Annotated in this window: 1 protein-coding gene; it reads right to left on the minus strand. The window is 30.8% G+C overall.

Annotation, left to right across the window (positions count from 1 at the left end):
* Nucleotides 1–176 precede the first annotated feature (176 nt).
* Nucleotides 177–1,151 (minus strand): hypothetical protein (locus T367_RS0118365; protein ID WP_211252733.1); only part of this gene is annotated, 975 nt, incomplete at its 5' end.

The following is a 1,151-nucleotide window of genomic DNA, read 5'->3' on the forward strand; positions in this document are numbered from 1 at the left end:
ACACGTTCAATTTCAGGTTCTAGTTCCAGGTCAAACTTCAGTAACGAACCTACACATTCTGTTTATTGGGGTACTTTGGGCAATAGTTTACAACGGCTGAATAAAAATAGGCATTTATGCCGAACAGCTTTGCTGTAATTTTTATTTTTGTGTTGTGTTTTCGTTTTTATTTTCAATCACAATAGTTTTTCTAGTTCATTCAAAGCCTTAACATATTCTTCTTTGTCAAATACTAGTGGCTCTATATCTATATTTTCATTTGGATTATCGTCAGTATCTTCATAGCCATCACCAAAAATAAAATCAGTCCAAATCACAACGAATTCTTTTTTGATTATTCTAAACATGTATGCTCCGCAACCTTCATCTGCGCATTCAGAACAAACATAAATAGAATGAAATCCATTTTCAAGCCATGTACTATTTGAGGATCTTAAATCACCAAGCTCGCCCTTTTCAATGTCTAAATTATCTTTCCATCCAAACTTACCTATATTTTCTCCAATTCCACCTAAAATTTCAGACAGAGATGTACCATTAATAATGAAATCAATGTAGGAAGTTGTTCCATAAAAAGATTTTGGATTTCTTCCTGTTAATTTTCTTTCAAAAGTCAATTTAGAATTCGCTTGTGCAATATTATCTAATGAAGCTAAATAATTGTTTTTTATCTTCTTTCTAGCTAACAAAACTTCCTTTAAGGCAATTATAAGCTCATCTATTGTGCTGTTTGCATAACTTTTTCTAGAGATTTTTTTAGTAGTTTTAAATGGTACTATTGCTATTTCTTTAATGTAAGAAAGATTTAAATCAACTAATGAATCAAATTCACCTAAAAAAAACCAATTTTCTTTTCCATCCCATATTAACTGAATAGTGTGATTTGCTTTTTGATTACACCATTGCAAACTTCTAGTTTCAATCCCTTCGGTATGTTGTTCATCTTTTGTAAGAGAATAGCCGGAAGCGACAAGTATAATGTTAATTCTATTCTTTGCTAAATCCTGTATATAATCGATATTTTTTCTAATGTAAGCTAGCATTTTTATGAAACACAACGGTCTGAATAAAATTAGGCATTTTATGCCGAACCCCGCAAATGCGGGGTAAATTTTATTTGTTGTTGTAAACTGTTTTTCATCATAAATTAG

Source organism: Crocinitomix catalasitica ATCC 23190, assembly GCF_000621625.1.
Taxonomy (GTDB): Bacteria; Bacteroidota; Bacteroidia; order Flavobacteriales_D; family Crocinitomicaceae; genus Crocinitomix; species Crocinitomix catalasitica.